Genomic DNA, 26,636 nt, shown 5'->3' on the forward strand with positions numbered 1-26,636 from the left:
CATGGCACCTTATTCTTAGGGCAGCATGGACCTGCGCTGGCAACTGAAACAGTGCTTGCGGTCTGTGCGCTCTATGAAAGAAGACGTGACCCATGTGTATCCACCTTGTGTTGGCTGATCCCTACCCGATGATGCTCGAGGGTCTGGCGCAGGCGTTTGAAGGTTCGCCGGACTTTTGGGTCAAGTCTTGCGTGAGCAATGGCGAAGATGCCTTACACGCCTTGCAGCAGCATCGTCCCCACATTCTGGTGATGGATTTGTCTCTGTCGCACCGATCGGGCTTGTCATTGCTCGCTGAGATCAAAACGCAAAAATGGCCGACCAAGCCCGTGGTGTTCACAGACGCACCCATCGCAGATGTGATGCTGGCCTTGGAGTTGGATGTGCAGGGCTTGGTGTCCAAAGAGAAAACGAAGGATTTTCTGGCCCGCTGCATCAAGTTTGTACACGAGGGCGGCAAGTGGTTGGACCGGGATCTTTCGGACAAAACGATGTCACTCCTGTTGGAGCTCAAGCGCAAAAGGGCTCAGCCTGCTCACTTATTGACGCCCCGTGAAATGACCGTCGCTCGCATGGTGACGGAGGGCTTGCCCAACAAAAGAATAGCCAGCCAATTGGCCATCAGCGAGGGGACGGCCAAACTGCATTTGCATCACATTTATCAAAAGCTCAGTTGCCCGGGACGAATGTCTTTGCAGCGGTGCATGCTCGAGCAAGGCGTGGCATGAGATGACGCAGCGGCAGATGCGAGCAAAAGGTCTGCCGGAACAATGACGAGGACTGTTTTTTCTATATGAGGCTTAGCGCACATTGATTGGCAAGTCCAGTGCCTAGACTGGGGCAACAGCATGGCAAAACAGGGAGGCCCAATCAAGGCTTCAGCCCAGCATCTTTTGCCATGTCACAACAGGCACTGTGCTGCACCGCTACGGAGCCAATCCTATGTGTATTCGCGTTTTACTTTCCTCTAAACATACGGTGATTTCTGAAGGCATTGCTGCCATTTTGCGGACCCACCAAGACATGCATTTGGTGGGCATTTCTGACAACGAACAACAGACCCACACACTGTGCCAAACCGAGGACCCGGATGTGGTGTTGATTGGCACGCAGACCCATGACGTGCAAGGTTTGCAGTTGATGCAGCAAATGGCGAGTGAGCATCCTGCAAGGTGTGTGGTCGCATTTTCAAGCGATTCAGATCGCCACGCCATCATTGACATTCTGGATGCGGGAGTCAAAGCGTACGTGTCTACCACCAGCAGCATTGACGAATTGATGTCGGCTGTGCGTGCGGCGGCATCGGGACGCGTGTATTTGTGTCAATCGGCCGCGTCTGAAATGCTGGACTGTTTCAGAAAAGTCCGCTCAAGCGATGGACTCGCCAAAAACCTTTTGGGCACGAGGGAAGAGCAGGTGCTGCGCTTGATCGCCGATGGCTACTCGTCCAAGGAGATTGCGCGCACCCTCTTGATCGCGCCCAGCACGGTCGAAGTGCACCGCCGCAACATCATGCGCAAGATTGGCTTGCACAAGGTGGCGGACTTGACGCGATACGCCATCCGTCACCAGATGGTGTCGGTCTAGCCATCCGGAGCAAAACACTTGGCACCCTCACTTCGGGCATGCTTGGGGATGATCAGCTCGATGCCAGGATGTGCCGGGCCAAAGACTCAGCCACTTTGATGCCATCCACGCCCGCGGACAAAATGCCGCCAGCATAGCTGGCCCCTTCGCCTGCCGGGTACAGTCCTTGGGTGTTGGTGCTTTGGTGGTCATGGCCCCGTGGAATGCGCAGTGGTGAAGACGTGCGTGTTTCCACCCCGGTCATGACCGCGTCATGCATGTCGTAGCCTTTGATCTTGCGGCCAAATACCGGCAGCGCTTCGCGCATCGCGGCCACGGCATAGTCGGGCAACACATCGGCCAAATCGACCAGTTTGACGCCTGGTTTGTAGGACGGTATGACGCTGCCCCAGGTGGTGGATGGCTGCTCCGCCAAAAAGTCCCCCACCAGTTGACCTGGTGCTTCGTAGTTGCAGCCGCCCACTTCAAAGGCGCGGGTTTCCAGCTGGCGTTGCAGCACGATGCCTGCCAATGGGTGGGATTGGGCAGGTTGCTGGGCGGCCAATGCCTGGGCTTCTTGCGCCAAGGCGAAGCCGTCTTGCTCGCCAAAAGCGGCTTGCCAGGCGCTGGTGTCCAGCGGGTAGTCGGGCGGGTCAATGGCCACCACCATGCCCGCGTTGGCATTGCGTTCGTTGCGCGAGTACTGGCTCATGCCGTTGGTGACCACGCGCCCCGGCTCACTGGTGGCGGCCACCACCGTGCCACCGGGACACATGCAAAAGCTGTAAACCGCACGGCCATTTTGGGCGTGGTGTACCAGCTTGTAATCGGCTGCACCCAGCAGCGGGTGCCCTGCGTGTCGGCCCCAGCGTGCTTGGTCAATCACACTTTGTGGGTGCTCGATGCGCACGCCAATGGAAAACGCCTTGGCCTGCATGGCCACACCCCGGCGGTACAGCATGACAAAGGTATCGCGCGAGCTGTGGCCCAAGGCCATGACCGCGTGGCGCGTGTGCAAGGTCTGGTTTTGCCCTGTGCGCAGGTCTTGCACTTGCAGCCCGGTCAGCTGCTGCCCACTTGCTGTGGGCGCGAGCAGCACATCGCTCACGCGCTGCTCAAAGCGGATCTCGCCCCCCAGCGCGATGATTTGCTCGCGGATGTGTTCCACCACCTTGACCAGCTTGAAGGTGCCGATGTGCGGGTGCGCCGCGTACAGGATGTCGGCAGGTGCCCCGGCCTTCACAAATTCCTCCATCACCTTGCGACCCAAGTGGCGCGGGTCCTTGATTTGGCTGTAGAGCTTGCCGTCAGAGAAGGTGCCAGCGCCGCCTTCACCAAACTGCACATTGCTTTCTGGGTTGAGTACTTTTTTTCGCCACAGTCCCCAAGTGTCCTTGGTGCGTTCGCGCACGGGTTTGCCACGCTCGAGCACAATGGGTTTGAAGCCCATTTGCGCCAAAGCCAGGGCGGCGAACATGCCGCAAGGCCCAAAGCCCACCACCACCGGCCGTTCGCCTGGCGTTGCACCCAAATTGGCCGGGGCTTGGCAGGGCGCGTGCCATGCCATGTCAGGCGTGGGCTGAATGTGGGGGTGTTGGTCAAACTGCAGCAACAGGGCGGCTTCAGCTTGGGCGTTGTGCAATGACAGATCCACGATGTAGACCGCCAGCAAATCAGCTTTGCGTGCATCAAAGCTGCGCTTGAAAACCTGCAGTGTGACGATGTCGGTGGGGGCTACCCCCAAAGCCAAAGCAGCCAATTGGCGCAGCGCGGCCATGGGGTGTGGCGTGGGCAGACGGTCCTCGTCCGTCTCGGAAGGTGCGTCGGCGGCTCGGCGCACTTCAACGGGCAGGGCCGATAAGGGGAGTTTGAGTTCTGAAATTCGGATCATGGCAACCTCTGTGGCTTGTGGTTATCAAGCAAGTCCATTGGATTATCTCAGGGCAGTCAAGGGTTCGAACCGCTTTCAAGCCTGGGGTGGGCCATAATCAAACGGTGAAGCTCGCCAGACCGTCGCTGGTGCGATTTCCGAAAGGAAGCACTGGAGGAACGTCCGGACTGCACAGGACAGCGTAGGAGGCAACGCCTCTCCACCGTGAGGTGAGGATCAGAGCAACAGAGACGAGCCGATTGAGTTCGGGTGAAACGGGCAATCTCTACGCGCAGCAATACCAAGTAGGCCTTCCTGAAGGGGTGCAGTTCGCTGCACCGCTTCTCCCTGTGGTTCCGCGGGGTGAGTTGGCGGGTAGGTAGCATCGAGCCGGGTGGGCGACCCTCGGCCCAGATTAATGACGGTCACGCAGCGGGCAACCGTTGTGCACAGAATCCGGCTTATCGGCGAGCTTCACACTTTTCTTCTACGGACAACAAAAAACCCGCCGAAGCGGGTTTTTCTCGGGGTCTTTTGCACTGTTCAGCCGCGCGAAGGCATCAGGCTGCTCGCCAAGGCAAACACCGAGTTGGGGGCGGTGATCTTCAAAGTGGTTTTAGGCTTGGCAAACACGCCACGCTTGACGGTAGGCTGGGGTGCAGGCTCTACCGTGACGCCTTTGGTGCGTTGCTCGGCCACCAATTGGCGCAGGCTGATGGATTGCAGGTGCGTGAGCATTTTTTCGTTCAGGCTGGCCCACAGATCGCTGTTCATCCAACTGCCATCGGCACCCGCTTCGTCGTCCGATGGGGCATCGACAGCGCCCACGATGTCGGCCATGGTGATTTTTTCGGCATGGCGTGAGAGCGAGTAACCACCTCCGGGGCCGCGTGTGCTCTCCACCAAGCCCTGCTGGCGCAGCTTGCTGAACAGCTGCTCCAAATAGGACAGCGAAATCTGGTGGCGAACGCTGATGGCGGCGAGCGACACAGGACCGCGGTCTTCGCGCAATGCCACGTCGATCATGGCGGTGACGGCAAATCGGCTTTTGGTGCTCAAACGCATGGTGTGCTCCTTAATTCGTTGGACAAGCCCTCAGGGGCGTTGCTCCGGTCAGGGACTGCAGGACTTGCAAGTGTGACTGATTGGTAATTTTCTCAGACTCTTGACATATATGGGGATTGCCCGTTTGTTTTCAAGGGTAAATCCTGTGTGTTTTTGTCGGAAATCAATCAGAAGCGTTCATGGCTTTGCAGCTGCCGCCATTGGCCGGACGCCAGCGGCGCCAGGCCCAGTTGGCCTACCCGCTGGCGGCGCAGGTCCTGCAGGGGGCATTGTTCGTCCAGCCACCGGCCCAGTTCGAGCCCTTCGATGTCTTTGCCCGCGATGCGCAGCACCGTGACTTGGTCGGTCTGGCGGTTGATGCTGGCACGTAGACCCGGCCCGTTCAGAGCCTTGATCAGACTCTCGGGCACTTCGCCGCCGACGGTCGCCATCCATTCTTGTTCCATGGGTCTGCGGCGGTCCTCCAAGTGGCGCAAAACGCCCACATCGTCCGTGAAGATGCACAGGCCGCTGGCGGGTTTGGCCAATGGCAGCGGCATGTGCATTTTGGCCAAGCGTTCGGGGCCCCACAGGCCGGGCTGGGGGGCTTTGAGCCCCACGGTGTCTTGTAACCAGGCCAGGTTGGCCACTCGGTGCGCGGGTTTGAACAGCACCAAAGTCATGGGGGCCAGCGCGGCCATGGAGACCAGGCGGTTGACTTGCATGGATTGCTCGGGTCGCACGCGTCGGGCCGGGTCGGTGACCACTTGGCCCGCCACCTGCACGCCGCCGGCCACGATCAGGGCCTCGGCTTCTCGGCGTGAACAGTTTTGCTCGGCGGCCACGCGCTTGGCCAGGCGGATGCCTTCATCAGAGGAAATCATCAATGCTTTCAAAAAATCTCAAAGCGAATCAAGACAGGGTTTGTTCGCGAATGTGGTCGACATGCGCCTGCAACGATCGGGCCGCCACCGGCCAAAGACGAGGCGGCACGTCGTCGTAGGCCTTTTCTACCCATTCTTGCAAGCTGCCTTGCGGCTGGGCCTGCATGGCGGCGGCTATTTTGGCCTCGCGCTTGAGTCGGTGCGCTTTCAGGTGCGTGATGGCCTGTTGGGCAAAACCCAGCACATGGCCGTGGGCGGGCAAGATGAATTCGATGTTTCCGGCCTCGCAGGCACAGGCCAGTTTGTCCAGCGAATCCAAATAGTCGCCCATGTGGCCGTCTGGTGGGTCGATCACGGTGGTGCTGCCGTTGAGCACATGGTCGCCCGACAGCAGCAGGCCGTCTTCTTCGAGCACCAAGCACAGGTGGTTGGCCGCGTGGCCAGGGGTGTGTACCACGCGCAGGGTGTGGGTGACCTCGCCCTCTATCCCCATGCCTTGCAGCACCAGTTGTTCCCCATCGGCCAGTTCGCGATCGGGTGTGAAGCGGCTGTTGGCCCGAGACGTGGCCTTGGAGGCCAAGCCCAGGATGGGCGGCTTGTGCGGACACAGTGCCTGCAGTGGTGCTGCGCCGGGGGAATGGTCGGGGTGCGAGTGGGTGCACACAATGGCTTTGATTTGCCCACCTGCGGCACGCCAAAGGCGCTGCAAGTGCGCTTCGTCGGCTGGGCCTGGATCGATGGCGATGTAGCCGGTGTTGGGGTCGCCCACCAAATAACTGTTGGTGCCAGGGCCCGTCATCACGCCAGGGTTGGGGGCGGTGAGGCGCTGCACGTTTTTGAGCAGGGGCACGGGCTGGTCACTTTTCCAGTCCAGGTGGTGGTGAATTTGCCCATCGGGCGTGACCAAGGCCAGTTCGCCAAATGGCGCTTCATGCTCCATATAGCGCGCCTCGTTGCCTGCCAGCCAACCCGCGCGGGGGCAGCTGGTCCACAGGGGCTCGTCGTTGGTGGCGCAGGCCTGAAGCACCGAATCCACAAGGGTAAAGGCTTGAAGGCGCTGCAGGGTTCGGACCGTCGGGTAGACCATGAAAAAATCCCCCGCCTCATGACGGGTCAGCGCATCTTGTGGGCGCACCCAGACGGGCTCGAACTGTTCGGACTCGTCGGCCACCGGGGTCTGACCTTCGGGCATGCGGGCTACCAAAAAAGGCACGTCAAAGCGGCGTGGCAGATCGCGGTCGGTAATCCAATGGGCCAGCACGAAGACCTGTTCGGCCGCCAGTGTCAAGCCCAGGGCTTGGCACTGGGCTGCAAAAGGGGCTTTTCGGTCAAGCTGGTCAATGTCGGTGTTGTCCGCCCAACGGCCGTTGCTGTGGCGGGCCAACAAAATGCCCAGCTCTTCAAAGCTTTCGCGGATGGCGGCGATGGCCTGCGTCAAATGCAGGTCACTTTGCTGAGGGCGGCGTGTGGCTGTGTGGTGGGCCTGTGCGTCGGCCGCATCAATGCCGCCGCCCGGAAACACGTAGGCGCCAGGTGCAAAACTGGCCGTCATGGCGCGGCGCGTCATCAGCACTTCGATGCCTTGCGGCCCATCGCGCAGCAACAGCACGGTGGCAGCGGGGCGAAGGGGGGCGGGTTCCCGTTGAGGGTAGAGGAGTTGGGATGTGCGTGCCATGTCCCATTATCAGGCGGCTGGCCCCCATCCCCGGGCGATAATCCCAGACATGCACATCCGTTTTACCAAGATGCAAGGAGCCGGCAACGATTTTGTCGTGCTCGACGAGACACGTGGCCGCTTGGGCCTGAGCGCGGCCCAGTACCGCTTTTTGGCCGACCGCCACTATGGCGTGGGCGCCGACCAGATCCTGACCGTGCGGCCATCGCCTGCACCTGGATTGGATTTTGAATATGTGATCCACAACGCCGATGGTGGTGAGGTGGAGCATTGCGGCAACGGGGCCCGGTGCTTTGTGCGCTATGTGCGTGACAAGGGCCTCACCGACAAAAGCACCGTGCGCGTGAAGGTGCAGCAAGGTGAGATCGAGCTGCGCATGAACCCCGACGGCCGAGTCACGGTGGACATGGGGGCGCCCGTTTTTGATTGGGACCGCGTGCCTTTCAATCCCATGGGCCTCATCAGTGATCAGGTCAACGGCTGGCCGGTGTTCGATTTGGCCTTGGGTGAACAAGGCAACGCACCCGCCATCGCCCGTGTGGGCGTGGTGTCCATGGGCAATCCACACGCCGTCCAGCGCGTGGACGATGTGGACACTTTCCCTGTGCTCGGCCAGGGGCCTTTGATTGAAAATCACCCGGCTTTTCCGAGCCGGGTCAACGCGGGGTTCATGCAAATTGTCTCGCGCAGCCAAATCAAGTTGCGTGTGTTTGAACGCGGTGCCGGAGAAACCTTGGCTTGCGGTACCGGTGCTTGTGCAGCGGTGGTCGCAGGCATTCGGCAAGGCTGGCTGGACAGCCGCGTGGATGTGCAAGCCCGCGGTGGTGTGCTCACCATCGAGTGGGCCGCTCAAGCCCACAGCCCGGTGCTGATGACTGGCCCGGCCACTTCAGTGTTTGAGGGCAGCATTGACGTGCCTGACTCACTTTGACCCTTTGAATTTCTGGAACCTCCCATGACGATGCCCGAACCCATGAGCCCGATCACCGAAGACGACATTGCCGACTATTTGGTGAACACACCTGATTTTTTTGAACGCCATGCTTCGCTTTTGGCCACGGTCCAACTCACGCACCCGCAAAGCCACCGCACGGTGGGCTTGCAAGAGCGCCAGGCGCAAATGCTGCGCGACAAAATCAAGGGTCTGGAACACCGCATCATGGACATGATCCGGCACGGCAACGAAAACATGATCCTCACCGACAAGTTGCATCGCTGGTCGTGCGAGTTGCTGGTGACGCCTCAGGACCAACTGGCCGCATCAGCGGTGGACAACATCCGTGAGTTGTTTCAAGTGCCGCAGGTGGCCTTGCGCTTGTGGTCTTTGCAGGGTGAGCACGCGCAGGCGGCTTATGCCCAGGGCGTGACCGAGGCGGTGCAGGTGCTGGCCACCTCACTCGACCGCCCTTATGTGGGGCCGAATGCGGGTTACGAGGCTGTCCAGTGGCTGGAGCAACCGACGCTGGCGGCTTCTGTTGCGCTGCTCGCTTTGCGTGCAGCGCCGGGGCAAGCCGCTTTTGGCTTGCTGGTCTTGGCGTCTCCCGATGCGCAGCGTTTCAACAGCCAAATGGGTACCGACCTGCTCGAGCGCTTGGCCGAACTGGCGGGCGCGGCCTTGTCGGTGTTGCAACAGCCACGGGGTTGAGCCATGTCAGTGGCGGCGACCACCGACCCCTTGGTCATCCGCTATCTGGACCATGTGCGTTTTGAAAAACGCTTGGCCGAGCGCACCTGCACCCTGTACCAACTGGACTTGATGCGCTTGGCCGAGATGGCGGCAGCATCCCACGTGGCCTTGCTGCAGGTGCAAAGCGGCCATGTGCGCCGTTGGGCGGCACAAATGCACAGCGCCGGGCGCAGTGGCCGCGGCATTGCACTCATCTTGTCGGGCTGGCGTGGGTTTTACACCTGGCTGGGGCGCGAGGGCTTGATCCCGCACAACCCCGTTGCCGATGTGCGGGCGCCGCGCGTGGCCAAGCCCCTGCCCAAGGCGCTGGGTGTGGACGAAGCGGTGCAGTTGGCCGAGCACGAAGAGGACAATGACGACCCTTGGCTGGAAGCCCGCGATGCGGCCATGGTGGAGCTGCTCTATGGCTGCGGTCTGCGCATTGCCGAGCTGACCGGGCTGGACGTGGCGCCAAGCACCGATGCCAGTCGGGCAGGGCGAGGCTGGATCGACCTGCAAAACGCCGAGGTGCAAGTGCAGGGCAAAGGCAGCAAGCGCCGCACCGTGCCTTTAGGCCGTGCCGCCATGGAGGCACTGACACGCTGGCTGGTTGTTCGTCCGCAATTGACTGGCATGCTGGCCCAGCCCATCCCGGGGGCGTCCCCTCTGGCGCTGGCGCTGTTTCCTGGTCGGCATGGCACGCGCCTGACGCCCCGCGGCGTGGCCCAACGCCTCAAGCGCCGCAGCTTGCTGGCGGGGCTGGCCACGCCGGTGCACCCGCACATGCTGCGCCACTCCTTTGCCAGCCATGTGCTGCAGTCAAGTGGCGATTTGCGGGCGGTGCAAGAGTTGTTGGGCCATGCCAACATCAGCACCACTCAGGTCTACACGCGACTGGATTTTCAGCATTTGGCCAAAACCTACGACGCAGCACACCCCCGGGCCAAGCGCCAATGAAATGCCCTGTTGGCGTGTTGGTTGCGGTGTGAGGCCATGCCCGGTGCGCAGGGGCTGTGCTTGAATTCGTCGCTACACTCCCCAACTCTTGTTTCCTAGTCTAGAAGTGGAACCGCGCCATGTCCCTGATCCCTACCACCATCCTGACCGGCTTTTTGGGCTCGGGCAAAACCACGCTGCTCAAGCGTGTGTTGACAGAGGCCCACGGCCAAAAAATCGCTGTGATCGAGAACGAGTTTGGCGAAGAGAACATTGACAACGATATTTTGGTCTCGGACACCGACGAGCAGATCATCCAGATGAGCAATGGCTGCATCTGCTGCACCATCCGCGAGGATCTGCGTGTCACATTGCAGCTGTTGGCGGCCAAGCGCCGCAAGGGCTTGCTCAGCTTTGACCGCATCGTGATCGAGACCACGGGCTTGGCCGACCCCGGCCCGGTGGCGCAGACCTTTTTCATGGACGACGAGATCGCCGAGACTTATTTGCTCGACTCGATTTTGACCTTGGTGGACGCCAAACATGCGGCCCAACAGCTCAATGACCGCCAAGAAGCGCGCCGTCAGGTGGGCTTTGCCGATCAAATTTTCATCAGCAAGGCCGATCTGGTCACGCCCGAGGAGCTGGATGCGCTGCAGCACCGCCTCAAGCACATGAACCCGCGTGCACCGCAAAAAGTGGTGCATTTCGGTGAAGTCGCCCTGTCCGAGGTGTTTGACCTCAAAGGCTTCAACTTGAACGCCAAGCTGGACATTGATCCGGATTTTTTGAAAGAGGACGACCATGGCCACGCACATGGCGACCACCCATCGCACCAGCATGGGCACGACCACGAACACGGTGAGCACTGTGACCATCCTTCTCACCAGCATGACCATGCCCAAGGTCAAGGCCACCACCATCACCACGATGATGACGTGAAAAGCTTTGTGTTCCGTTCTGACAAAGCTTTTGATCCGGCCAAGCTGGAAGATTTTCTGGGGGCCATCGTCAACATTTATGGTCCGCGCATGCTGCGTTACAAGGGCGTGCTTCATATGCGCGGCACCGAGCGCAAGGTGATTTTTCAGGGCGTGCACCAACTCATGGGCAGCGATTTGGGCCCTTTGTGGGCCGATGGCGAAGTCAAAACGAGCAAGATGGTATTCATTGGGATTGATTTGCCCAAAGACATCTTGCTCCAAGGCTTGGCACAGTGCTTGGTCTGATGGGGAATGAGGCGGGGGACTGTCCCAGTTGTGGATTGATATTCAGGTGCGCCAACGCACAGAGAACCCCCTTTAATCTTGAGTAGGGCATTTTTCAACCGTTCTTATCGCTACAATCGCCCGCCTGAAGCTTCCCCCTTTTGGGGAAGCCTCGAACCCCGTCGGTTTGCAGCAGGGGTTTGACCAGCAAAACAGGTTTTTCAATCGCTTGCTACGCCGTAGCAATAGGTCTGAGGCCTGCCTTTTCACACGGCTAGGAGACAAGACGTGACGACCCCGAAGAAAAAATTGGCGGCCCCTGTGAAAACCACCTCGGCCAAAGCGGCCCCAGTCAAGAAGTCTGCACCAGCCCCGTCCGCGCCTGCTCCAAAAGCTGTGGCCGTGAAAGCACCGCCGGCCCAAAAGAGCGTTGCGGTCAAAGCCAAGCCTGCCGTTAAAACGGTGGGTCAGACCAAAGCGGCTCCACCTCCTGCCAAAACCAGTTCCAAAACCAAAACAGCTGTGGCGACCCCCAAGTTGCCCGCTGCCCCAACAAAAGCTGCTGCACCCGCTCCCAAAGCGGGCGCAGCAGTGACCAAGCCAACCCCCGCCGGTAAGGCCAAGGTGGCCCCCGTGTCGTCTGTCCTTAAGCCGACCTCCGTACCTGAAGCGAAATCTATGACAGTTCAAAAAGTGGCGACGCCTGCTCCTGCGCTTGCCCCAGTGGTTGACACAACAGCAACAGCCGCAGCGCCTGACCAATTGGTCCGTGCCACACGGCCCTCTGCACGTTTGGCCCAAATCACGGTGCCTTCTTTGCCCCCAGCAGTGGCTTCGACGGCGGCCAAATCCAGCTTCATGCCCACCACGCCAGTGGCCGTTGTTTCGGTGCCTTTTGCACCGATCAAGAAAGACCCCAAACTGGCCAATAACTGGAAAAGCAAACCTGTCGAGGCATTGACCGATGCCGAAATCTTGGCCATGTCAGACGATGAGTACATGAACAACGTACAGCTGGCCTACTTCCGACGCAAGCTCTCGGTTTTGAAGCAGGAGATCTTGAACAGTGCGGGTGCCACCACCGAGCATTTGCGCGAAGACACCGTGGTCGTGCCGGATCCGGCAGACCGTGCCACGATCGAAGAAGAGCACGCGCTTGAACTGCGCACCCGTGACCGTGAGCGCAAACTGCTGAAAAAAATTGAGCAATCCATTGCCTTGATTGACGGTGGTGACTACGGTTATTGCGATGAGACCGGTGAACCCATTGGCGTGGGCCGTTTGTTGGCGCGTCCTACCGCTACCTTGTCTCTTGAAGCCCAGCAGCGGCGTGAGCTCAAGCAAAAAATGTTCGGGGATTGATCTCCTCTGTCGCGCAACGCCCAACCAAAAACCCCTTTCGAGGGGTTTTTTTACGGCCAGAGGTGGTTCCAATTCTCGGAAACAACTTTGCCAGATTTTCTGGTCCTGTTATTTTTCATTTTTTTAATCCTTCACAGGTTACTTTCATTGCCTTCTGTAAGTGCCTAATTTACAAAGAAAATTCCCCTTTGCTTGGCTTCAAATTGCGCGCTAAGCCCTTGATTTCATTGAAAAAAAACCATCTCGCCCATTGAGTTGCATGGATTTCCTGATACAGTGGAAAAAAGTGCAATTAAGTGGGGAAAAGTGTCTCTGCTGGTGCATTTCAACTGAAAAAGGTCGTGGCTGTGTTTCAAGGGGCTTCATCGCTGAGTCTGGATGCCAAAGGGCGGTTGTCTGTGCCGACGCGGCACCGCGACGTCCTGAGTGCCACAGCGCAAGGCCAGTTGACCATCACCAAACACCCGCACGGCTGCCTCATGGTGTTTCCGCGCCCCGAGTGGGAGAAGTTCCGCGAACGCATTGCCCAGCTGCCCATGTCCGCCCAATGGTGGAAGCGCATTTTTTTAGGCAATGCCATGGATGTGGACATGGACGGCAGTGGGCGCGTGCTGATCTCCCCCGAGTTGCGTGAAGCTGCCGGTATTTCCAAAGACACCATGCTGCTGGGCATGGGCAACCATTTCGAGTTGTGGGACAAGGCCCGTTATGACGCGCAAGAGGCGCAGGCCATGCAGGGCGAGATGCCTGATGTGTTCAAAGATTTCTCCTTTTGAAGGCCATGACCGAGAACGCATTGACCCACACCACGGTGCTCTTGGATGAGGCTGTGCAAGAGCTGTTGAAGGCTTCGGCAGGGGTGGATGGCACTTATGTCGATGCCACCTTTGGGCGTGGCGGGCACTCTCGCCTGATTCTTTCCCGCTTGTCGGCGCAAGGTCGTTTGCAAGCCTTTGACAAAGACCCTGAAGCCATTGCGGAAGCCGGGCGCATTGCGGACGGTCGGTTTTCGATTCGCCATGAAGGCTTTTCGAACCTGGGTGAACTGCCTGCGGGCAGTGTCGACGGCGTCTTGATGGATCTGGGCATCAGTTCTCCCCAAATTGACAGCCCCGAGAGGGGTTTTTCTTTTCGTTTTGACGGCCCACTGGACATGCGCATGGACACCACGCGCGGACAAAGTGTGGCCGATTGGTTGGCCACCGCAGAGGTGGATCAAATCACGGAGGTGATACGTGACTATGGCGAAGAACGGTTTGCTTTTCAGATTGCAAAGGCGCTTGTGGCTCGCCGACAAGAGCGGGGCCCAATTTCAACCACCACCGATTTGGCCCAGCTCGTGGCTGACACGGTCAAAACTCGCGAGCCGGGCCAGAACCCTGCAACGCGGACATTTCAGGCTTTTCGGATTTTCATCAACGCAGAGCTTGCGGAGCTCGAACAAGCGCTAGTGGCCAGTTTGCAGGTGTTGGCCCCAGGGGGGCGTTTGGTGGTGATCAGTTTCCATTCCTTGGAAGACCGCATCGTCAAACAGTTCATGGCCAAACACACCAAAGAGGTGGTGGACCGTCGCGTGCCCTTTGCAGAGCCGGTCAAGATGCGCTTGAAGACCCACGGCCGTATTCGTCCCAGTGAGGCCGAGGTGCGCGCCAACCCGCGCTCGCGCAGCGCCATCATGCGCATGGCCGAGCGCACAGAGGTGGCGGCATGACCCGCCTGAGTATTTTTCTGTTGCTGGCCGTGTTGGTCAGCGCGCTGGCCTTGGTGCACAGCCAGTACGAAACACGCCGCTTGTTCATGGCGCTGGAATCGGCCAATAAGGAGGCCAAACGCTTGGAGGTGGACCACGATCGCCTGCAGGTTGAGCGACGCGCGCAAGCCACACCATTGCGTGTTGAGCAAATCGCGCGCCAGCAGCTGCAAATGCGTCCGGCTTCGCCCGGCATCACCCAATACGTGAGTGCCCCGGGCGCGGCCACCGCCGTGCAGGAGTCGCGCCCATGAGCCGCAGCGTCCAGCTCTCGTCCAGTCCTTTGTTGGCCAGCAAGACGCCGGTGTGGCGTAGCAAATTCATTGTGGCGGCCATCGCACTGGGCTTCACGGGCTTGATTGCCCGCGCTGCCTATGTTCAAGTGTTCGCCAACGATTTTTTCTTGCGCCAAGGTGAGGTGCGTTTTGCCCGCACGTTGACCTTGCCCGCTAACCGGGGCCGTGTGCTGGATCGCCATGGCATGCTGTTGGCGTCCAGCGTGCCGGCGCCCAGCATTTGGGCCAATCCAGAGGACATCGAGCGTGATCCCGCCAAGCTGCGTGAATTGGCCCGCTTGCTCGACATGTCGCCTGCCGAGTTGGATAAAAAACTCAAGGATGAAGAAAAAACTTTTGTCTGGCTGCGCCGGCAAATGGACGAGCCTGTGGTCAAGCAAATCTTGGCGTTGGGCATCAAGGGCGTATACGACATCAAAGAATACAAGCGCCTGTACCCTGAGGGCGAGGCTGCCGCGCACATCGTGGGCTTCACCAATGTGGAAGACCAGGGGCAAGAAGGTGTGGAGTTGGTGTTTCAGAAGCAGTTATCGGGCAAGCCCGGTTCCCGCCGTGTCATCAAAGATCGCCTGGGCCGGGTTGTCGAAGACGTGGGTGAGACCGTGCCACCGGTCGATGGCGAAGATTTGCAACTGAGCATCGACAGCAAAGTCCAGTTCTTTGCCTACCAAAAATTGCGTGAAGCCGTCCTGGAACACAAAGCCAAAGCAGGCAGTGTGGTGGTGCTGGACGCTCAGTCGGGTGAAGTGTTGGCGTTGGCCAATTACCCCAGCTATTCACCCGACAAACGCGTCAACTTGAGCGGTGAGCAGCTGCGTAATCGCGCCCTGACCGACACTTTTGAGCCCGGCTCGACCATGAAGCCTTTTGCGGTGGCACTGGCTTTGGAAAAAGGTTTGGTCAAGCCCGAAACGCCCATACAGACAGCGCCTGGTCGCATCACCATCACGGGTTCAACCATCTCTGATGCCCATCCGCACGGCGTATTGACGGTGAATGAAGTGATTCAGAAATCGAGCAACGTGGGCACCGTGAAAATGGCGATGCAGTTGCAGCCTCGCGAAATGTGGGAAATGTTTGCACAAGTGGGTTTTGGTCAAAAGCCTCAGCTGCCTTTCCCCGGCGTGGTCAGCGGGCGTTTGCGTCCCTACAAAACCTGGCGGCCCATCGAGCAGGCCACCATGAGCTATGGCTATGGCATTTCGGGCAGTTTGTTCCAAGTAGCGCGTGCGTACACCGTGTTTGCACGCGACGGTGAGGTGGTGCCAGCCACACTCATGAAAGCCGAGCAGCAGGTGCAAGGCGTGCGCGTGTTCAGCGCCGAAAACGCCAAATCCATGCGCAAGATGCTGCAGATGGCGGCCGGCCCCGGTGGCACAGCTCAAAAAGCGCAAACCATGGGGTATTCGGTCGGCGGAAAAACCGGTACGGCCCACAAACAAGAGGGCAAGGGCTACGCGGGCAAAAAGTACCGCGGCTTTTTTGTTGGCATGGCACCGATCGAGGCCCCCCGTATCGTGGTGGCCGTGATGATCGACGAGCCTAGCAATGGCCGTTATTACGGCGGCGATGTGGCCGCACCCGTGTTCAGCCAGACCGTACAGCAAACTTTGCGCATGATGGGTGTTCAGCCCGACATGGCGGTCAAGCCCCAAATTGTGGCCAAGTCGGTCGAGGAGTCGTTCTGATGCAGATGCTGCACAACGCCCCTGAAGCCGCCCGTTGGCTGCGCACCCGCGTCAAAGGGGAATTGCGAACAGACAGCCGCTTGGTGCAAGCAGGCGACGGCTTCATCGCCTGGCCAGGAGCAGCCACCGATGGTCGCCGCTACATGGCCCAAGCTTTGGCGCAAGGGGCTACGGCTTGCTTGATGGAAGAGGCGGGTCACAGTCCTTGGTTGGCAGGTCTGCAAGCGCATCATGCGGATGACAAATTGGCCTGCATGTCCAGCCTGAAGGCTCAGACCGGCTGGGTGGCCGATGCCTATTACGAGCATCCCAGTCAGGCTTTGAAGGTGTTGGCTGTGACCGGCACCAATGGCAAAACTTCAACGGCATGGTGGTTGGCGCAAGCCTTGTCTTCGCCCACTTTGCAACAAGCCTGTGGCTTGGTGGGGACCTTGGGTGTGGGCCAGTTGCCCCAGTTGGTGAGCACCGGCATGACCACACCCGATCCTGTTTTGCTGCAGCGACAATTCCGAACTTTTGCCGATGCAGGCGTGACCCATTGCGCCATCGAAGCCTCGTCCATCGGACTGGCAGAGCACCGCTTGGATGGCACGCGCATTGGCGTGGCGGTGTTCACGAATTTCACCCAAGACCACTTGGATTACCACGGCGACATGGCGGCTTATTGGTCCGCCAAAGCCGCCCTGTTTCAATGGTCTGGTTTGCAGGCGGCTGTCATCAACATCGATGACGCGCATGGGGCCACCTTGGCCCAGCAACTCGAGGGTGGTGTCCTGGAGGTTTGGACTTGTTCGAAGCTTTCGGTGGGCCATTCCCCGGCGCGTTTGCAGGCCAAACCCCTGACCCATGCCGACGGTCTGGCATTTGACGTCATCGAAGGCGCACAAGTGCAGACGCTGCACACGCGCTTGATTGGGGACTACAACATCGACAATCTGTTGGGCGTGATTGGCAGTTTGCGTGCCTTGGGGTTTGATCTGGCTACGGCTGTGGCCGCTTGTGCGCACCTGAGCGCTGTGCCTGGCCGCATGCAACGCGTCGGTGTTCACGTGTGCCATACCGACGCACAAGAGGACCAGAATGCGCCATTGGTGGTGGTGGATTACGCCCACACGCCCGATGCCGTCGTCCATGCGTTGTCGGCTTTGCGCTCGCAGGCCAAGCTTCGCGGAGGGCGCTTATGGTGCGTATTGGGGTGTGGCGGGGATCGAGACGCCAGCAAACGCCCATTGATGGCCGCGGCTGCCGAGGCGGTATCTGACCAAGTGGTTCTGACCAGTGACAACCCGAGATCGGAGCAGCCCGAAGCCATTTTGATGGCGATGGTGGCTGGCTTGCAACACCCTATGCGGGCCCATGTCCAGATTGACCGTGCTTTGGCCATTGCCCAAACCGTGGTCCAAGCAGCCCCCCAGGACGTGGTCTTGGTCGCAGGCAAAGGGCATGAGACAACACAAGAGGTCATGGGTGTTCAGCATCCATTCTCGGATGAGGCGCATGTGCGCATGGCGCTGCAGCAACGTGCCACAAGGCAGCATGGGGCAGTGGCATGAGCACCAAGACCTCGATGCAGTTGAAATTGGATGTGGCTCAGGGCTGGCTTGGCCAAGCTCGGGGTGTGAATGTTCAGGCGCTGGTCGCCGAGCGCGTGCACACCGACAGCCGCAGCATCCAGCCTGGCGACTTGTTCGTGGCCTTGCGTGGTGAGCGTTTTGACGGCCAAGCGTTCATGGCCCAGGCCAAAGCGCAAGGTGCGGTGGCTGTGGTGTGCGAGGCCTCTGGTGAGGCGTCGGCTCAAGCACACGGCTTGCCTGCCATCGTGGTGCCCGATGCGCGCGTGGCTTTGGGTGAGTTGGCTGCAGGCTGGCGCGCTCAGTTCGAACTTCCCGTGATTGCGGTGACGGGCAGCAATGGCAAAACCACGGTGACGCAAATGATCGCGTCCATTTTGCGCGCCCATGCAGGGGATGACGCTTTGTCCACCCAGGGCAACCTGAACAACGACATTGGTGTGCCGTTGACCTTGTTCAATTTGCGTTCTCACCACCGCGTGGCTGTGGTCGAGTTGGGCATGAACCATCCCGGCGAAATTGCCTACCTGGCCAAGTTGGCCCAGCCGACTGTGGCACTGGTGAACAACGCGCAGCGCGAGCACCAAGAGTTCATGGGCACGGTTGAAGCTGTGGCCCATGAAAATGGCGCCGTGTTGCAAGCCTTGCCTGCGTCAGGTGTGGCCGTGTTCCCCGCGGACGATGCTTTCACCTCGGTCTGGACAAACTTGTCAGGTCAACGTGCGCAGAGCACTTTTTCCATGGCGGCACAAGCGTTTGATTCATCCCCCGAAGTCCATTGTGCCGGCGTGCTCTGGCAATCGGGTGCATGGGCGTTCACCCTCCAAACAGTGCAAGGAATTGCCCCGGTGCATTTGCACATTGCCGGTCGCCATAACGTGAAAAATGCCTTGGCCGCCAGTGCTTGCGCCTTGGCCGCGGGCGTGCCTTTGACGGCAGTGGCGCAAGGCTTGATCGCATTTGAACCTGTCAAGGGCCGCTCGCGTGCACTGGTGTTGCACACCTCAGCTCATGACATCACTTTGGTGGATGACACCTACAACGCCAACCCCGATTCGGTTCGCGCCGCCATCGATGTTTTGGCCGAATTGCCTGCGCCGCGTTTGTTGGTTTTGGGTGACATGGGTGAAGTGGGCAACCAAGGCGCTGAGTTTCACGCCGAAGTGGGCGCTTATGCCGCCCAACGCGGGATCGAGGCGCTCTACACCGTGGGTGAATTGTGTGCGCACGCGGCTCAGGCCTTTGGTGGGGCGCAACACTTTTCCGACACGGACAAGCTCTTGACGGTGACCACGGCCCAAGTGGAGGCGTTTCAAAGTGTTCTGGTCAAAGGCTCGCGTTTCATGAAGATGGAGCGCATCGTCGAAGCCCTTTTGACCACTGGCGCTGCCCACCACGCACAACACAACAATAAAAAAGGGGAGCCCCATGCTGCTTAGCCTGGCCCAGTGGTTGCAAAGTTTGTCCCCTGAGTGGGGCTTTTTGCGTGTTTTCCAATACATCACCTTCCGTGCCGTGATGGCTGCGATGACGGCGCTATTGATCGGTTTGGCCGCAGGCCCCATGGTCATCCGCCGCTTGACTTCGCTCAAGATCGGTCAGCCCATCCGTGGCTACGGCATGGCGTCACATCTGTCCAAAAGCGGCACACCCACCATGGGCGGTGTGCTCATTTTGTTGTCGATCGCCATTTCCACCTTGTTGTGGTTTGACCTCTCCAACCGTTTTGTTTGGATTGTCTTGATCGTGACCCTGGGCTTTGGGGCCATTGGCTGGGTGGATGACTGGCGCAAAGTGGTCAACAAAGACCCAGAGGGCATGCGCTCGCGCGAAAAGTATTTTTGGCAATCGGTCATCGGCTTGTTGGCTGCGCTGTACCTGGTCTTCAGCATTTCGGAAGTCTCCAACCTGCGTGTGCTCGACTTGTTTGCCCAGTGGGTCATGTCGGGCTTTGATGTGAATTTGCCGCCCAAGGCTGGTTTGCAAGTGCCCTTCTTCAAAGAGGTCAATTACCCACTGGGCGTGCTGGGCTTTGTGGTGCTGACGTACCTGGTGATCGTGGGATCGAGCAACGCGGTCAATCTGACCGATGGCTTGGATGGTTTGGCCATCATGCCGGTGGTGATGGTGGGCTCGGCGCTGGGGGTGTTCGCCTATGTCACAGGCAGCTCTGTTTATTCCAAGTACCTGTTTTTTCCGTACATCCCGGGTTCGGGTGAATTGATGATTTTTTGCGCCGCCATGGCGGGTGCAGGCTTGGCATTCTTGTGGTTCAACACCCATCCGGCTCAAGTGTTCATGGGCGATGTAGGGGCTCTGGCGCTGGGTGCAGCCCTGGGCACCATTGCCGTGATCGTGCGGCAGGAAATTGTCTTGGCCATCATGGGCGGCATTTTTGTGGTCGAAGCGCTTTCGGTCATGGCGCAGGTGACTTACTTCAAATACACCAAGAAAAAATATGGCGAAGGCCGTCGCATCCTCAAGATGGCGCCCTTGCACCACCATTTTGAAAAGAGCGGCTGGAAAGAAACGCAGGTGGTTGTGCGTTTTTGGATCATCACCATGCTGCTGTGTCTGGTCGGCTTGTCGACACTGAAGCTGAGATAAATCATGCAGCTGCAAGGTCAACACGTTCTGATTCTCGGTTTGGGCGCTTCGGGCTTGGCGATGGCCCGTTGGTGCGCGCATGCCGGAGCTGAGGTGACGGTGGCCGACACCCGTGATACGCCGCCCCAATTGGCGGTTTTGCAGTCCGAATGGCCTGCCGTGCGTTTTGTGTCGGGGCCGTTCATGGCCAGTTTGGTGGAAGGCACAGCGGTGCGAGCCGTTTTCCGTAGCCCGGGCCTCGCACCCGACGTCGTGGCGCCCGTCGTCGACGCCGCCCAAGCCATGGGTTTGTGGCAAGGTGGTGAGTTGAGCTTGTTTGCTGCCGCGTTGCAGGACTTGAAATCACGATTTGCTTACACCCCCAAAGTCTTGGCCATCACGGGCACCAATGGCAAAACCACCGTGACGTCGCTGACGGGGCAGCTGGTGGCGCGGGCAGGCAAAACGGTGCAAGTGGCGGGCAACATCGGCCCGACCTTGCTCGACACCTTGACCCAGGCGATGTCAGAAGCGCAGGTGCATGTCGAGCAGCAGGCTGGACATGCTGAGCAGGACAGTCCAACTCAGCCGCCCGTGCAGACCGAAGGCGGCGAGAAAGCCGACGCACCACATTCAGAGGACCTTTCAGCTGTGCCTGCTCAGGCCATGGGCGACTTGAGCGACGCGCAAGAAATTCTGGACACCTTGGCAGAAGACGCCGCCGATGGGGACGATGATGAAACGCCGCTGACGCCGATGATGTCCGCAGCGCCAGTGCTTGTGCACCCCATGGCTCAAGCCCTCCCTCAAGTCTGGGTGTTGGAGTTGTCGAGCTTTCAACTCGACAGCAGCGAGGGTTTTGAACCCACAGCCGCCACGGTGCTCAATCTGTCACAAGACCACTTGGATTGGCATGGCAGCATGGCCGCTTATGGTCAAGCCAAAGCCCGTATTTTTGGCACGCAAGCCCTCATGGTTCTGAACCGTGACGACCTGCAGGTCATGGCCATGCGTCCAGCCCCCATCAAAGTGAAATTGCAAAAACCCATCGAGCGTGGCCACTTGACATTTGGCGGCGACATGCCCCAGCGCCCAGGAGACTTCGGCATTGAAGTGACCCACGGCATGACTTGGCTGGTACGCGCACTCGAAGCCGACGAAACACGCCGCCGTCGCAAAGACGCAGCGGAAGAATTGCACTTTCAGCGCCTCATACCCGCGGATGCTCTGCGCATTCGCGGGCGACACAATGCTGTCAATGCGCTGGCTGCTTTGGCATTGGCCAGCAGCGCAGGTTGCGCCTTGGGCCCCATGCTCTATGGCCTGCGCGAATACCGCGGTGAGCCCCATCGGGTGGAGCCGGTGGCCATCATCAATGAGGTCGAATTTTTTGACGACAGCAAGGGCACCAACGTGGGCGCCACGGTCGCTGCCCTGCAAGGCTTGGGTGCCGATCGCCGTGTGGTGGTCATTTTGGGTGGCGATGGCAAGGGGCAAGACTTCTCGCCCTTGGCCGAGCCCGTGTCTCGCTACACCCGTGGCGTGGTCCTGATCGGGCGTGATGCACACCGGATCCGTGAGGTGCTGCAGAACACCAACGTGGCGTTGCACGATGCCACCGACATGGTCGATGCCGTGAGCCAAGCGGCCCGCTTGGCCCAAAGCGGCGATGCGGTGCTGATGTCGCCCGCCTGCGCCAGTTTTGACATGTTTGACAACTACGGCCATCGGGCTGCGGTGTTTTGCCAAGCGGTGGCCCATTTGGCCGAAGCTGCCGGCGTCGCCATGGAGGGGGGACTGTGAGTGATGCACTGACTTTTTCGCAGCGCCTTCAGGCCGGTCTCTCTCGCCTTGGCCAACTCTTGACAGGCCAAGGTTGGGCAACCACAGGGGCAGCATCGGGCAGTTTGCCCGTCAATCTGGGGGGCTACGACGCCAGCCGGCAAAGCATGAACTCCGGCGCCCGCTTGCACAGCATCGATCAAACGCTGGTTTGGGTGGTGGTGGCTTTGATGATGTGGGGCATGGTCATGGTGTATTCGGCCTCCATTGCGATGCCGGACAACCCACGCTTTGCGCGGTACTCCCAGACGCATTTTCTGACCCGGCATGTGGTCTCGATGGTGGTGGGCGCCATCATGGCCTTGCTCGCCTTCCAAGTGCCCACAGAAACCTGGGAAAAGGTGGCCAGGCCACTGTTTGTGGTCGCGCTGATTTTGTTGGCCATGGTGCTGCTGCCTTTCATCGGCAAAGGGGTCAATGGGGCGCGACGTTGGATTTCATTTGGCATCATGAACTTCCAACCCTCTGAGTTGGCCAAATTTGCCACCATCATTTATGCCGCCGATTACATGGTGCGAAAGATGGACGTGAAAGAACGATTCTTCCGTGCGGTCTTGCCCATGGGGGCTGCCGTGGGGCTGGCGGGCGTGTTTTTGTTGGCCGAACCCGATATGGGGGCGTTCATGGTGATCGCGATCATCGCCATGGGTATTTTGTTTTTGGGTGGCGTGAACGCCCGCATGTTTTTCCTGATTTTTGCCGTCTTGGTGGGCGCCTTTATGGCCATGATTGCGGCTTCACCTTGGCGCCGTGATCGCATCTTTGCCTATTTGGACCCTTTCAGCGCCGAGCACGCTTTGGGCAAAGGGTACCAGCTGTCGCATTCCTTGATCGCCATTGGCCGAGGCGAGGTTTGGGGGGGGGGCTTGGGCGGCAGTGTGGAGAAGCTCCATTGGTTACCTGAGGCCCACACCGACTTTTTGTTGGCCGTGATTGGTGAGGAGTTCGGACTGGTCGGTGTGACCTTGGTGATTTGCCTGTTTTTGTGGCTCAGCCGCCGCATCATGGTGATCGGTCGGCAAGCCATCGCCTTGGACAAGGTGTTTTCCGGCTTGGTCGCCCAAGGCGTGGGGATCTGGATTGGTTTTCAAGCGTTCATCAACATGGGCGTGAACCTGGGGGCATTGCCCACCAAAGGCTTGACCTTGCCACTGATGAGCTATGGCGGTTCGGCCATCATGATGAACTTGATCGCCATCGCCGTGGTGCTGCGCATCGATGCCGAAAACAAACAGATGATGCGCGGAGGTCGCTCATGAACGCCAAATGTGCCCTGGTCATGGCTGGCGGAACAGGTGGGCATATTTTCCCGGGCTTGGCCGTGGCCGAAGCATTGCGCGATGCCGGTTGGCGCGTCCACTGGTTGGGTGCGCCCAACAGCATGGAAAGTCAGTTGGTGCCGCCGCGTGGCTTCACCTTTGAGCCCGTGACCTTTGGTGGTGTGCGTGGCAAAAACTTGAAAACCCTGACGCTCATGCCTTTGAAGCTGTTGCGTGCCTTTTGGCAAAGTTGGCAAGTGGTGCGCCGTGTCCAACCCGATGTGGTGTTGGGTTTGGGCGGTTACATCACGTTCCCTGGCGGCATGATGGCGACACTCAGCGGCAAGCCGGTGGTCCTGCATGAGCAAAACACGGTGGCCGGGATGGCCAACAAAGTGCTGGCCCAAGTGGCAGACCGTGTGTTCACCGCATTTCCGGGTGTGTTCAAGCAAGGGCATTGGGTGGGCAACCCGCTGCGCCACGCATTCACCGAACAAGCGGCACCGGCTGAACGTTTTGCTGGCCGCACAGGTCCTTTGCGCGTGCTGGTGGTCGGCGGCAGCCTCGGTGCCAAGGCCCTGAACGACACCGTGCCTCAGGCCCTGGCCTTGATGCCCATGGCGGCCCGCCCCGTGGTGGTTCACCAAAGTGGCGCGAAGCAAATCGACGCATTGCGCGCGAATTACCAAGCAGCAGGTGTTGAGGCCGAGTTGACGCCTTTCATTGACGACACGGCTTGGGCATTTGCCCAGGCCGATTTGGTCATTTGCCGCGCTGGCGCCAGCACCGTGACCGAGTTGGCAGCGGTCGGCGTGGCTGCCGTCTACGTTCCATTCCCATATGCCGTGGATGACCACCAAACCACCAATGCACAGTTTTTAGTGACGCAAGGTGGTGGCTGGCTCATGCCACAAGCCGATCTGTCGCCGCAAACGCTGGCCGATTTCTTGATGGGCATGACACGTGAACGGCTGTTGGTTGCGGCTGAAAAAGCACACGCACAGAAAAAAACACATGCGACTCGGGAGGTCGTGATGGCTTGTGAGGAGTTGGCAGCATGAAACACGCCATCCGTAAAATCCACTTCATCGGTGTTGGCGGCTCGGGCATGAGCGGTATCGCCGAAGTGTTGCTGAATTTGGGTTATCAAATCTCAGGCTCGGACTTGTCGGACAGCGCCACGCTGAGGCGTTTGGCAACTTTGGGCATCGCCACGCATGTGGGGCACTCTGCAGACAATGTGAAAGACGCCGATGCGGTGGTCACTTCCACCGCCGTCAAAGCCGACAACCCAGAAGTACTGGCCGCCCGTGAGCGCCATATTCCGATCGTCCCCCGTGCGGTGATGCTGGCAGAGTTGATGCGCATGAAGCAGGGCGTGGCCATTGCCGGCACGCATGGCAAGACCACCACCACCAGCTTGGTGGCCAGTGTGTTGGGCGAAGCGGGACTGGATCCAACCTTTGTGATTGGTGGCCGTTTGAACAGCGCAGGTGCCAATGCCAAGCTGGGTACGGGCGATTACATCGTGGTGGAAGCCGACGAGTCCGATGCGTCGTTTCTGAACTTGCTCCCTGTGATGGCAGTCGTCACCAACATCGACGCTGACCACATGGAAACCTATGGCCATGACCTGGGCAAACTCAAGGGCGCATTTGTCGAGTTTTTGCACCGCATGCCTTTTTACGGAACGGCCATCGTCTGCGCGGACGATCCGGGCGTTCAATCCATCCTGAACGACATTGCCAGGCCCGTGACCACCTATGGTTTGAACGAAGGTGCGCAAGTGCGCGCTGTCGATGTGCAAGCCGCTCAAGGGCAGATGCGGTTCACCGTGCAACGTCGCAACGGTGTGACCATGCCTGATTTGCCCTTGGTTTTGAATTTGCCTGGGCTCCACAACGTGCTCAACGCCTTGGCTGCTGTGGCTGTGGCCGTGGAATTGGGTGTGGAGGATGCCGCCGTTCAGCGGGCATTGGCCAATTTCAAAGGGGTGGGCCGTCGCTTTCAGCGTTACGGTGAAGTGCCCGTACCAGGCGCAGCGGGTCACTTCACGGTGATTGACGACTATGGTCATCATCCGGTCGAGATGGCAGCCACCTTGGCCGCTGCCCGTGGCGCCTTTCCAGGTCGTCGCTTGGTCTTGGCTTTCCAGCCGCACCGCTTCAGCCGCACCCGTGACTGCTTCGAGGATTTTGTGAAAGTGATAGGCCAAGGCTGCGACAGCGTTTTGCTGGCCGAGGTGTATGCAGCAGGCGAGGCGCCCATTGTGGCCGCCGATGGTCGTTCATTGGCACGCGCACTGCGTGTGGCGGGCAAGGTCGAACCCATCTTCGTTGATGCGATTGCCGACATGCCCCAAGCGGTGCTCAGCAATGCCCGCGATGGCGATGTGCTCATTTGCATGGGCGCAGGCTCCATTGGCGCTGTTCCGGCGCAAGTGCTTCAGTTGGGGGGGGCTGCATGAAGGACTTGAATTTGGGCAAAGTGGCCGTTCTCATGGGCGGACAATCTGCCGAACGTGAAGTGTCCTTGATGTCAGGCCAGGGCGTTTTGCAGGCGCTGTTGGCATCGGGCGTTGAGGCCCATGCCTTTGACCCGGCCGAGCGTGACCTGGGCGAACTCAAGCGCGAGGGCTTTGACCGTTGTTTCATTGCATTGCATGGTCGCTTTGGTGAAGACGGCACCGTTCAAGGGGCCTTGGAGCTGATGGGCTTGCCCTATACCGGCTCGGGCGTGATGGCTTCGAGCATCGCGATGGACAAAACCATGACCAAGCGGGTCTGGCTGGCCGAGGGTCTGCCAACTCCCCGTTATGTGTTGGTGCGACGCCAAGAATTGGACAGCGTGTCCTTGACCGACTTGGTCGCCAGCTTAGGCTTGCCCCTGATTGTGAAACCGGCCCGTGAAGGCTCCTCGATTGGTGTGACCAAGGTCACGCGGGTCCAGGATTTGTTCGCGGCACTCCAGGCTGCCGCCCAGTGCGATGCCGATATCCTGTGCGAGCAATGCATTGTGGGTGACGAGGTGACTTGCCCGGTTTTGGGCGAAGGCAATGGTGCCCGGGCTTTGCCCATGATCAGGATCGTGGCGCCAGAGGGCAATTACGATTACCAAAACAAGTACTTCACCGACGACACTCAGTATCTGGTGCCCTGTGGTTTGCCTGCAGCCGAAGAGGCCGCCATTGAGGCGCTGATTGTCAAGGCTTACCAAGTGTTGGGGTGCAGAGGATGGGGGCGCATTGACGTGATGATCGATGCGGCCACACGCCAGCCTTATTTGCTGGAAATCAACACCTCACCCGGCATGACCGGCCACTCCTTGGTGCCCATGTCGGCCAAGGCCGCAGGCATCAGCTACCCGCAGTTGTGCTGTCAGCTGCTGGCTTCGGCGGCATTGGACCATGTGCAGGAGGTGCAAGGGTGAAATC

General features: G+C 59.4%; 23 protein-coding genes and 1 other RNA gene. 20 read left to right on the forward strand and 4 right to left on the reverse strand.

Features of this window, described 5'->3' with window-relative positions:
- Nucleotides 1–92: 92 nt before the first annotated feature.
- Both ACHEXK_RS01510 and ACHEXK_RS01515 read left to right on the forward strand, forming a co-directional pair.
- Entirely contained in the window at nucleotides 93–728 is a 636-nt protein-coding gene (locus ACHEXK_RS01510) for a response regulator (protein WP_416547492.1), read from the forward strand.
- A 214-nt stretch (nucleotides 729–942) separates the two neighbouring features.
- Nucleotides 943–1,587: a LuxR C-terminal-related transcriptional regulator gene (locus ACHEXK_RS01515; RefSeq protein WP_416547493.1), complete on the forward strand. Its 645-nt coding sequence runs from the start codon at nucleotides 943–945 to the stop codon at nucleotides 1,585–1,587.
- 52 nt (nucleotides 1,588–1,639) lie between these two features.
- Here the strand turns inward: ACHEXK_RS01515 and ACHEXK_RS01520 are convergent, their stop codons facing one another.
- Nucleotides 1,640–3,457 (reverse strand): NAD(P)/FAD-dependent oxidoreductase, encoded by a 1,818-nt coding sequence (locus ACHEXK_RS01520; RefSeq protein WP_416547494.1) that lies wholly within the window; start codon nucleotides 3,455–3,457, stop codon nucleotides 1,640–1,642.
- A 106-nt stretch (nucleotides 3,458–3,563) separates the two neighbouring features.
- Here ACHEXK_RS01520 and rnpB point away from each other — a divergent pair.
- Nucleotides 3,564–3,916: RNase P RNA component class A (gene rnpB, locus ACHEXK_RS01525), an RNA gene on the forward strand.
- Between the two features lie 63 nt (nucleotides 3,917–3,979).
- Here the strand turns inward: rnpB and ACHEXK_RS01530 are convergent.
- The 3 genes from ACHEXK_RS01530 to ACHEXK_RS01540 all read right to left on the reverse strand — a co-directional run bounded on the left by ACHEXK_RS01530 (nucleotide 3,980) and on the right by ACHEXK_RS01540 (nucleotide 7,039).
- Nucleotides 3,980–4,501 carry an Rrf2 family transcriptional regulator gene (locus ACHEXK_RS01530; protein ID WP_416547495.1) on the reverse strand — a complete coding sequence of 174 codons (522 nt, stop codon included), beginning with the start codon at nucleotides 4,499–4,501 and terminating at the stop codon, nucleotides 3,980–3,982.
- Nucleotides 4,502–4,668: 167 nt separating this feature from the next.
- On the reverse strand, nucleotides 4,669–5,364 hold the full coding sequence (locus tag ACHEXK_RS01535) for a S4 domain-containing protein (RefSeq protein WP_416547496.1): 696 nt from the start codon (nucleotides 5,362–5,364) through the stop codon (nucleotides 4,669–4,671).
- A gap of 28 nt (nucleotides 5,365–5,392) precedes the next feature.
- On the reverse strand, nucleotides 5,393–7,039 hold the full coding sequence (locus ACHEXK_RS01540) for an MBL fold metallo-hydrolase (protein WP_416547497.1): 1,647 nt from the start codon (nucleotides 7,037–7,039) through the stop codon (nucleotides 5,393–5,395).
- Nucleotides 7,040–7,088: 49 nt separating this feature from the next.
- On the opposite strand from ACHEXK_RS01540, the gene dapF reads away from it, so the two are divergent.
- The 17 genes from dapF to ACHEXK_RS01625 all read left to right on the forward strand — a co-directional run bounded on the left by dapF (nucleotide 7,089) and on the right by ACHEXK_RS01625 (nucleotide 26,632).
- Nucleotides 7,089–7,970, forward strand: a complete 882-nt coding sequence (dapF, locus tag ACHEXK_RS01545) for a diaminopimelate epimerase (RefSeq protein WP_416547498.1) — start codon at nucleotides 7,089–7,091, stop codon at nucleotides 7,968–7,970.
- 24 nt (nucleotides 7,971–7,994) lie between these two features.
- Nucleotides 7,995–8,684, forward strand: a complete 690-nt coding sequence (locus tag ACHEXK_RS01550) for a DUF484 family protein (protein ID WP_416547499.1) — start codon at nucleotides 7,995–7,997, stop codon at nucleotides 8,682–8,684.
- A 3-nt stretch (nucleotides 8,685–8,687) separates the two neighbouring features.
- A complete protein-coding gene (locus ACHEXK_RS01555; RefSeq protein WP_416547500.1) occupies nucleotides 8,688–9,662 on the forward strand; it encodes a tyrosine recombinase XerC in 975 nt (324 codons plus the stop codon).
- Between the two features lie 119 nt (nucleotides 9,663–9,781).
- Nucleotides 9,782–10,870 carry a CobW family GTP-binding protein gene (locus ACHEXK_RS01560; protein ID WP_416547501.1) on the forward strand — a complete coding sequence of 363 codons (1,089 nt, stop codon included), beginning with the start codon at nucleotides 9,782–9,784 and terminating at the stop codon, nucleotides 10,868–10,870.
- 570 nt (nucleotides 10,871–11,440) lie between these two features.
- Nucleotides 11,441–12,211 (forward strand): RNA polymerase-binding protein DksA, encoded by a 771-nt coding sequence (gene dksA / locus ACHEXK_RS01565; protein WP_416548809.1) that lies wholly within the window; start codon nucleotides 11,441–11,443, stop codon nucleotides 12,209–12,211.
- Between the two features lie 347 nt (nucleotides 12,212–12,558).
- Nucleotides 12,559–12,987 (forward strand): division/cell wall cluster transcriptional repressor MraZ, encoded by a 429-nt coding sequence (gene mraZ, locus ACHEXK_RS01570; RefSeq protein ID WP_416548811.1) that lies wholly within the window; start codon nucleotides 12,559–12,561, stop codon nucleotides 12,985–12,987.
- A 5-nt stretch (nucleotides 12,988–12,992) separates the two neighbouring features.
- Complete coding sequence (gene rsmH / locus ACHEXK_RS01575; RefSeq protein WP_416547502.1) at nucleotides 12,993–13,922, forward strand: 16S rRNA (cytosine(1402)-N(4))-methyltransferase RsmH; 930 nt, start codon at nucleotides 12,993–12,995, stop codon at nucleotides 13,920–13,922.
- A complete protein-coding gene (ftsL, locus tag ACHEXK_RS01580) occupies nucleotides 13,919–14,215 on the forward strand; it encodes a cell division protein FtsL (protein ID WP_416547503.1) in 297 nt (98 codons plus the stop codon). Before rsmH ends, ftsL begins: the two co-directional genes overlap by 4 nt.
- Nucleotides 14,212–15,945: a peptidoglycan D,D-transpeptidase FtsI family protein gene (locus ACHEXK_RS01585; RefSeq protein ID WP_416547504.1), complete on the forward strand. Its 1,734-nt coding sequence runs from the start codon at nucleotides 14,212–14,214 to the stop codon at nucleotides 15,943–15,945. The genes ftsL and ACHEXK_RS01585 overlap by 4 nt, the downstream gene beginning before the upstream one ends.
- Nucleotides 15,945–17,498: a UDP-N-acetylmuramoyl-L-alanyl-D-glutamate--2,6-diaminopimelate ligase gene (locus ACHEXK_RS01590; protein WP_416547505.1), complete on the forward strand. Its 1,554-nt coding sequence runs from the start codon at nucleotides 15,945–15,947 to the stop codon at nucleotides 17,496–17,498. Before ACHEXK_RS01585 ends, ACHEXK_RS01590 begins: the two co-directional genes overlap by 1 nt.
- On the forward strand, nucleotides 17,495–18,955 hold the full coding sequence (locus tag ACHEXK_RS01595) for a UDP-N-acetylmuramoyl-tripeptide--D-alanyl-D-alanine ligase (RefSeq protein ID WP_416547506.1): 1,461 nt from the start codon (nucleotides 17,495–17,497) through the stop codon (nucleotides 18,953–18,955). Before ACHEXK_RS01590 ends, ACHEXK_RS01595 begins: the two co-directional genes overlap by 4 nt.
- A complete protein-coding gene (gene mraY / locus ACHEXK_RS01600) occupies nucleotides 18,945–20,123 on the forward strand; it encodes a phospho-N-acetylmuramoyl-pentapeptide-transferase (protein ID WP_416547507.1) in 1,179 nt (392 codons plus the stop codon). Before ACHEXK_RS01595 ends, mraY begins: the two co-directional genes overlap by 11 nt.
- Nucleotides 20,124–20,126: 3 nt before the next feature.
- Complete coding sequence (gene murD, locus ACHEXK_RS01605; protein ID WP_416547508.1) at nucleotides 20,127–21,905, forward strand: UDP-N-acetylmuramoyl-L-alanine--D-glutamate ligase; 1,779 nt, start codon at nucleotides 20,127–20,129, stop codon at nucleotides 21,903–21,905.
- Between the two features lie 59 nt (nucleotides 21,906–21,964).
- Nucleotides 21,965–23,203 (forward strand): putative lipid II flippase FtsW, encoded by a 1,239-nt coding sequence (ftsW, locus tag ACHEXK_RS01610; RefSeq protein WP_416548813.1) that lies wholly within the window; start codon nucleotides 21,965–21,967, stop codon nucleotides 23,201–23,203.
- A complete protein-coding gene (gene murG / locus ACHEXK_RS01615) occupies nucleotides 23,200–24,264 on the forward strand; it encodes an undecaprenyldiphospho-muramoylpentapeptide beta-N-acetylglucosaminyltransferase (protein WP_416547509.1) in 1,065 nt (354 codons plus the stop codon). The genes ftsW and murG overlap by 4 nt, the downstream gene beginning before the upstream one ends.
- A complete protein-coding gene (gene murC / locus ACHEXK_RS01620) occupies nucleotides 24,261–25,670 on the forward strand; it encodes a UDP-N-acetylmuramate--L-alanine ligase (RefSeq protein ID WP_416547510.1) in 1,410 nt (469 codons plus the stop codon). The genes murG and murC overlap by 4 nt, the downstream gene beginning before the upstream one ends.
- Complete coding sequence (locus ACHEXK_RS01625; protein WP_416547511.1) at nucleotides 25,667–26,632, forward strand: D-alanine--D-alanine ligase; 966 nt, start codon at nucleotides 25,667–25,669, stop codon at nucleotides 26,630–26,632. The genes murC and ACHEXK_RS01625 overlap by 4 nt, the downstream gene beginning before the upstream one ends.
- The last annotated feature ends 4 nt before the right edge of the window (nucleotides 26,633–26,636 follow it).

This window comes from Limnohabitans sp. DCL3 (genome assembly GCF_048019295.1).
GTDB lineage: Bacteria > Pseudomonadota > Gammaproteobacteria > Burkholderiales > Burkholderiaceae_C > Limnohabitans_A.